Below are 6915 nucleotides of genomic sequence, written 5' to 3' on the forward strand. Positions count from 1 at the left end.
TGGAAAAATTGGAAAATAGTCCCATGGAAGGAATGGAAGATATCGTCAGATAGAGTATGCCTTGTAGCATGTCTTGCATGGCTCCGGAAGGGAAGGAACTTCCCCAGACAAATTGAAAATATCAACAGGACCTTTCCATGCTACCGACCTTTTGTGAAAATGATCCCTGAATTCTCTGTATCTAGGAGAGTTCCATATATCCTCAAAAGTTTTTTCGGCAATACTGCCGAATATCACCTTGTTTACTCGAACTTCCTTCCCGCAGAAGATTCTCTCTATTTTTTCTCCCTCTGTTGGAAGGTTCAGGTAAACGCACGGAGATATATCCCCATTCACCGAGATAAAAGCACTCTCAAGAGGATCCTCTGCGCACACAGGAGTTTCCAGCATCTCAAGAGATCTACTTCCAAAGGCAATATTCAGCTCTTTTGCGGTTTTTTTAGCTTCTTCTATTTTCCTGAGAAAGTTTTTGTCAGCTTTAGAGCAGGAAAAGACCACCATCTTTTCCACCTCTCTGTTTGGCACATAATCCACATTTGGAGCTATGACCTCATCCACTCCAAGTTCATATGCCAGCTTCACAACAGAGCTCAACTCCTCTATGTTATCCCTTGTCAGCTGAAATGTTATTGCTATAATCGGCTTCTTCCCTTTTCTCCCCTTGGATATTATCCTTATCCTGTTCAAAAGCCTCTCATAGCTAGATCCAACCCTTATTCTTTCATGAGTTTCCTTGGAGGCACCTCCCAAGGAGAAGGTTATTCTATCCACACTCTCAAGCAGAAATTCGGCCATTTTATCGTCTATTAGAACACCATTTGTTGTTAAACCAACTTTACAGCCATTTTCTTTAGCAATCCTTATCATCTCCTGGAGATCTGGGTTTTGTAGGGGCTCTCCCCATCCCTGAAGATGTACATATTCAACCAATGGAAATACTTTCGATATCCTCCTGTACAGGCCTAAATCCATGTTCTTCTGCTTCCACTTGAAAGAAAACAGATTTCTGGGGCAAAAGGAGCATCTCATCCCGCAGAAAGTTGATACCTCTATCTGAAGATTCTTTAGTGCTTTTTTCACATGAAAGTTAGGCAGGCCTAATTAATTAAAGCTTTTTGTTCGACTTCTGCCTAAGACAGATAAATTTTTAGGCTTTGTCCATGTTTTTTCTAGATGAAAATGCAGGAGAAAATGTTGAGGGGTCCTCTTTCAAAAACTGAAATTAAGATATTAAAATATCTTGCGAACAGGGCTGATGGAGCGACTGTTGAGGATATAGCCTCCGCTGTTGGATGTTCCCTGAAGGGCCTATATTTCATGCTGAGGTTTCTGCATTTGAGCGGATGGGTTAGAGTTGAAAAGATGAGAAAGGGGGTTGGGAGGCCCAAGAATGTCTATGTCCTAGCAAAAAGCCTTGATGAGATACTATGTGAGGCCTGTGGGACATTGGATAAGATGGATGGAGGAAGAGTCCTGAACTTGATAGGCTGCGAGTATCCCTTCTCCATCATAAGGTTTAGAAGGGTGGCTAAAAACCTAGATTACGGGGAGATATTGATGGTCTGCACCGATGATGAGCTCTCTAGGGATTGCATGATGAGGATAGCAGTTCAGAGGGATCTAAAGCTCATAAACTCCATCAAGAGGGGAAATGTTTTTGAGCTTGTGTTCAGGAGGAGATAGAATGGAAAGGGTCCCTCTGGGGATAGAGAAACTGGACAAGCTGATAGAAGGTGGAATACTGAGAGGATTTTCAGTGGCACTGCTAGGCGTTCCTGGAACTTATAAATCCCTTTTCTCTAGAATTTTTGCATCAGAAGGTCTTATGAGAGGGGAGCCTGTCATCTATGTGACCTACGATAGATCCCCTGAAATGGTGAGGGAGGCTCTTAGAGGGATTATCGCAGCAAGAGGGGGGAGTCCTGACCTAGTTGAGAAGCTTCACTTGGTGGACTGCTGGTCTTGGAGAATAAGAAGGGCTGCTGAGGAGGAGGGAGTAAGCAACCCTGTGGACTTTCAGAATGTCTACAGGAGGTTAAAGGAGATATCGTCCTCTGAGAAAAATGGAAGACTTGTCCTAGATTCTCTCACTGGAGTGATATCTGTGAGTCATGGGGAGACTCAGAGGGAGATAAGTGAGGTCTTCAAGGTGCTGAAGGCGATGCTCAAGCAGAACGGTTACACCCAATTATACATACTTTATTCAAATGTATACAAGAAAATGATTGGCCCCCTTCTCTACTGCATGGACGGCATATTCAGGTTCAGGAGAAAGTTAGAGGACAATAGGTACAGGTATTACATCAGCGTTGACAGGCTTTTCCTCACGGAGCATCCATCTGAGCTAATTGAGTTTGTTCCGTCCAAAAACGACATAAAGCTCCTTATTTAATATCGGCTGAGGAGAGAAGCAGGTTTAAGAATACCTCTCTATTGTGCAGCACATGCACATGAGTGTAAGATGCGAGAAATCTGTCCTTAACTATGCCATCATGCCTTCCATCGATCCCATGACCTCTTATAACCTCATAAGCAAAGCTTTCCTCTCCCCTCAGCTTCAATCTTGAGTGATGGAATTCGTGTCCTACCAGCGTATCCCCTTTTTTGGCGAATATTGTGTCCTTTACAGTCTTTAAGCGAACATATCCGTGACCAACAGGCTTTCTCTCCATGAAAACATCTCCATCTATTATTCCAATGAGTTTGTGCTCTTTGCCGTTTAGATCCACAAGGTTATCGCACATCAACATCAGCCCACCGCACTCAGCGTATATTGAGATCCTTCCCCTCTCATATCTGGACCTTATCTCCCTCAGAAGCTCCTCGTTTCTGCTCAACATGGGTGCATATACCTCTGGAAATCCTCCTCCAACATAAAGAAGATCTATCTCAGGCAAAATCTTATCGTTCAGGGAGTCTATGAAGTAAACTCTATCGGAGTGGGCTTGAATGAACTCTATGTTCTCAGGATAGTAGAAGGAGAATGCTCTGTCCTTTATAACACCAACTTTTACATTTACTCTCCGCTCATCCGAGGTCTCTGGCTCTGCCTCTATTTCCTCAGCCTCCTCCGCTATCTCCAGCACTTTTTTCAGATCTATTTGTTCCGATATTCTTCTGGCCATTTCCTCTATCCTTCTCTCTTCCTCCCTTCTCTCCTCAATTGGGATAAGACCTAGATGCCTGTACCCCATTATCCTCTCGATCTCTTCATCCCTCCTTATCATTCCGACAATCTCAACTCCATAATCTTTTAATATTCTTTCTATTTTATCTCTCTGCTTTTCATTTGCAATGTTGTTAACTATGACCCCTCTTATCCTCACTTCTCTATCGAAGGAGAGAAAGCCCTTTAGGACAGCTGCCAATCCTCTGTTCGTCCTCTCCGCACTGAGTATGAGTATAACAGGTGCTTTAATTATCTTTGCCACTTCTGCTGTGCTGCCAGCCTCTGTTATCCCATCATAACTGTCATAAAGCCCAAAAACCCCTTCTACAACTGCTATATCTGCATCTCTCGTGTTCCTGATGAACTGGGACACCAGAGTCCTCCTTGTGAACATAACCGAGTCCAGATTTCTGCACTCCCTGCCAGCTAGAAGCGAGTGATAAGATGGATCTATGAAATCCGGGCCTATTTTAAACGGCTGAACTCTGAGACCCATCCTCTTCAGGCCCTCTATTATGCCCATTGTGATGGAGGTTTTTCCTATTTTCCCTCTATATCCAGATATGACGACAGCCGGAGTCCTCACGAGAATCCATCCCCCATAAAGATAAAAGAACATAATTTAAACATGAATACTTTATACAAAAAATTTTCTTATAGCTGAGGAAAGATGGGAGCCATCACACGAAACACCTGGGCTGTGAATCTCCGGCATTCCCTCCCTGCAAGTGGCAAATGTCATTCCAAGGCTCAAAACTTTTCTTCTAACCCTTTCCATAAGATTTCTTCGGATTCTATATGGAAGATATAGGTATCCGGATATTCTCGTGCCCTCGGAGTAGAGCTTATGAAGCTTTAGCCAAGGAAATGCCTCCTCCATCCTCTTTAAACTGTCCTGTCTGGCCTTGTATGTTGATGAAACGACATGAGATACCCCTGCCTCCTTTGCCAGCTCGAGCAGGTCCTCAAAATCATCGTTCAGGCCGGGTATTATCGGATCAAGCCTTAAGATTAAGTTTACCCTTTCTGAAAGTCTTTTCATCGCATCTATCCTCTTGAGAGGAGGAGGTGCTCCAGGCTCCAATACGCTTGCTATTTTTTCATCCAGAGTTGTTATGGTGAAGCTCACTGCAGCTCCTTCCAAGAGATCAGAATCTCTGACGACAAGATCAGATTTTGTCATGACCAGAAGCCTCATTCCAGCTCCTCTTATGATCTCTATTGCCCTTCTGGTTATCCCTCTCTCCTTCTCAGGAGGGGTGTATGGATCGGAGCTTGTGCTCATTGCCACGATGCTTCCGGGCTTTATCTCCCTGAGATCCATGCTAAGAAATCTCAAGACATCTTTTTTCTCCCTTGGATTGAAGGGATCCCTTATATAAGCTGAGATGTAGCAGTACAAACATGAGTGGCCGCATCCAGTGTATGGGGAGAAGGAGAACTTCTTGGGACATGTGCAGAGCTCCCCTTTCCATGGATCAAACTCCCTCAGCACCCTCATTAAGCCTAAAACATCCCCCTTATTAATTTCCTTTTGTCTAGCTTCATATATTTTCACTGTTCTTATAGCAAAAAAGTTAAATAACCTTCAGGTTGCACTTAGTGTGCTTATAAGGGCATCTTATGGAACTCTTGTGAAGATGGGGATGCTTAGAGGGAGAATGGAGGCTGAGCCAAGGACAGCATATCTCCTTCAGCACAGCGAAAATGGATGCATGGGATCATGTTCCTTCTGCGCTCAGTCAATGTATAATCCAGCAAGAAAGGACAAGCTTTCCAGGATAACTTGGCCCTTGGTGGAGCTTGAAAATATAATTGATAAATTCCATAGCTTTGATAGAATATGTTTTCAAACTATAATAAAGCCCAGATTTGAGGAGGAGACCATCAGCATACTGGATGAGCTGTCCAAGTGTGGAAAAAGCATTTCTCTGGCAACAACTCCTCTTCCAGCAGATTTTTTGAAAAGAGCAGCAGAAAAAGGAGTTGATTTCCTTGGAATAGGGCTTGATGCTTCATCTGAAAGCGTATTTAAGCTTGTAAGAAAGCCGTTCTCTTGGGAAGCCTACATGAAGTTCATAGAGGACTCTGTGAGAGTTTTTGGGAGGGGGAAAGTGTATGTTCATCTGATATATGGCATAGGGGAGACCATCGAGGAGATGATGAAGATAATGAGAAGGATAAAATCGATGGGAGCAGAGATAGCTCTGTTCTCATTCACCCCAAATGAAAACGGTGGATATCCTGATGTTCTTGGATACAGAGCTGTCCAGCTTTACAGGTATCTGCTGAGCGGAGGAAGCGAGCTTAAGGATGCCTTTCTGACGAGCGGTTGTCCCGGATGCAACAGGCCTTTTTACAATGAAAGGCCTGAGGGACCTATTTACAACTATCCAAACAGGGAGATGCTTGAGAGGGACTGGGATAAGATAAAGGAGGAGATTTTGAGAATTATGGAGGGAGAAGCTTGGAGGAGATAGCTGCGTTTGCATCCAGCCTCAGCAGGATCAGCAGAAGGAATTACAGATACATAGTCCAGTCATTTCTGAGAGATGTAGGCAAGGATCTGAAATCTCTGGAGAAGAAGGATATAGATCTTTGGATCTCAAAAAAGGAGATATCTAGGAGGACTATGAAGACCTACCTTTACGTTCTCTCCAGGTTCTTCAGGTATGTGGAGAGAGAGGATCTATCAAAGCACTGTAGGGACAGGGCAAAGGAGATCAGGATGTCGAGCCCGATACCCAGGGTCGATGAGGATCTGCTCAGGAGAATGGAGGAGCTGAAGAGAAGAATATCTGAAATGGAGGGAGAGAAGGCTGCAATAATAGCCCTCCTTCTATCCACTGGAATGAGGCTTTCAGAGGTTCTCTCCCTCAGAACCAATGATATAGACCTGAAAAGAAGGATGATCAGGGTGATAGGGAAGGGAGGGAAGGAGAGGATTGTCTATATGACATCCTGGTGCGCTGAAATAGTCAGCAAGTATGTCAAAGGAGCAAATAATGATAGAATTTTCAGGGTTTCAGCAAGAACTGTGCAGAGATGGGTAAAGGAACTTCTGGGGGTCAGCCCGCATGGTATAAGACATGCCTTTGCCGTCATGTATCTGGCAAGAGGAGGGAATATAAGGGCCCTTCAGAAGATATTGGGCCACAGCAAGCTTTCAACTACAGAGGTTTACTTGGATATAGCGAGAAGTTTGGTGGAGGAGGACTTCAGAAGGACCATGGATCATCCTTGAGAAATTTCAAGCTGCTTCTGCTAATCTGTACTTTATGTTTTTCCCCTTCCCTCAACCCTTACTAACCCTAGATCCACCAGCTTGCTGAGGTATCTTCTCGCAGTTTTCTCAGATACCCTGAGGAACCTCTATTGAAAGCACTATCTTCTCATCCACGGGGATAATCCTGATATTTGGATAGACAAATGGCTCTATTCTATCGTGAATCTCCCTTTCAAGCTTCTGAACAGTCTTATTGGAGATTTTCACACCTAATATGCTTCCATCATCATCTATGCCGACAAGCACAGTTCCCCCATGAGAATTGGCAAACGCGCATACAGTTTCTAGGATTTCTTTTAGCTCTGAGAGGGATCTTTTGAACTCTAAACTTTCTGACTACCCTTCAGCTATAATTTTCTTTATCCGGTCATTGCCGGTCAATGACCGGAAAAGTGTCCCTTGCTCCTTATTAACTGTTTATATACTGCTTCATGTAGATGCTTTCGGTGAGTTTATGGTC

At 43.9% G+C, this 6915-nt stretch carries 7 protein-coding genes and 1 pseudogene; 4 read left to right on the plus strand and 4 right to left on the minus strand.

Translation table 11 applies throughout. From position 1 onward, the window contains the following. Nucleotides 1-45: 45 nt before the first annotated feature. Nucleotides 46-1080 (minus strand): radical SAM protein, encoded by a 1035-nt coding sequence (locus tag D6D85_RS11145; RefSeq protein ID WP_125672110.1) that lies wholly within the window; start codon nt 1078-1080, stop codon nt 46-48. Between the two features lie 93 nt (nt 1081-1173). On the opposite strand from D6D85_RS11145, the gene D6D85_RS11150 reads away from it, so the two are divergent. Together D6D85_RS11150 and D6D85_RS11155 are read left to right on the plus strand one after the other, a co-directional pair. Continuing rightward, the gene (locus tag D6D85_RS11150; protein WP_125672111.1) at nt 1174-1683 is read left to right on the plus strand and encodes a helix-turn-helix domain-containing protein; all 510 of its coding nucleotides are present in this window, start codon (nt 1174-1176) and stop codon (nt 1681-1683) included. A 1-nt stretch (nt 1684) separates the two neighbouring features. Continuing rightward, complete coding sequence (locus tag D6D85_RS11155) at nt 1685-2392, plus strand: RAD55 family ATPase (RefSeq protein WP_161969839.1); 708 nt, start codon at nt 1685-1687, stop codon at nt 2390-2392. On the opposite strand, the gene D6D85_RS11160 is transcribed toward D6D85_RS11155, so the two are convergent. Beyond that, on the minus strand, nt 2385-3788 hold the full coding sequence (locus D6D85_RS11160) for a cobyrinate a,c-diamide synthase (protein WP_125672113.1): 1404 nt from the start codon (nt 3786-3788) through the stop codon (nt 2385-2387). The two genes, D6D85_RS11155 and D6D85_RS11160, sit on opposite strands and share 8 nt — an antisense overlap. Before the next feature lie 18 nt (nt 3789-3806). Then, nucleotides 3807-4670, minus strand: coding sequence for an SPL family radical SAM protein (locus D6D85_RS11165; protein WP_125672114.1), 864 nt, complete (start codon nt 4668-4670; stop codon nt 3807-3809). Between the two features lie 103 nt (nt 4671-4773). On the opposite strand from D6D85_RS11165, the gene D6D85_RS11170 reads away from it, so the two are divergent. Together D6D85_RS11170 and D6D85_RS11175 are read left to right on the plus strand one after the other, a co-directional pair. Continuing rightward, nucleotides 4774-5649 carry a radical SAM protein gene (locus D6D85_RS11170; protein WP_125672115.1) on the plus strand — a complete coding sequence of 292 codons (876 nt, stop codon included), beginning with the start codon at nt 4774-4776 and terminating at the stop codon, nt 5647-5649. Continuing rightward, the gene (locus D6D85_RS11175; protein WP_125672116.1) at nt 5637-6413 is read left to right on the plus strand and encodes a tyrosine-type recombinase/integrase; all 777 of its coding nucleotides are present in this window, start codon (nt 5637-5639) and stop codon (nt 6411-6413) included. The genes D6D85_RS11170 and D6D85_RS11175 overlap by 13 nt, the downstream gene beginning before the upstream one ends. A gap of 108 nt (nt 6414-6521) precedes the next feature. Here the strand turns inward: D6D85_RS11175 and D6D85_RS11180 are convergent. Continuing rightward, nucleotides 6522-6779 (minus strand): annotated as a pseudogene (locus D6D85_RS11180) (AlbA family DNA-binding domain-containing protein); the annotation flags it as partial. Between the last annotated feature and the right edge of the window lie 136 nt (nt 6780-6915).

It is taken from the genome of Candidatus Methanodesulfokora washburnensis (assembly GCF_003947435.1).
Lineage (GTDB): Archaea > Korarchaeota > Korarchaeia > Korarchaeales > Korarchaeaceae > Methanodesulfokora > Methanodesulfokora washburnensis.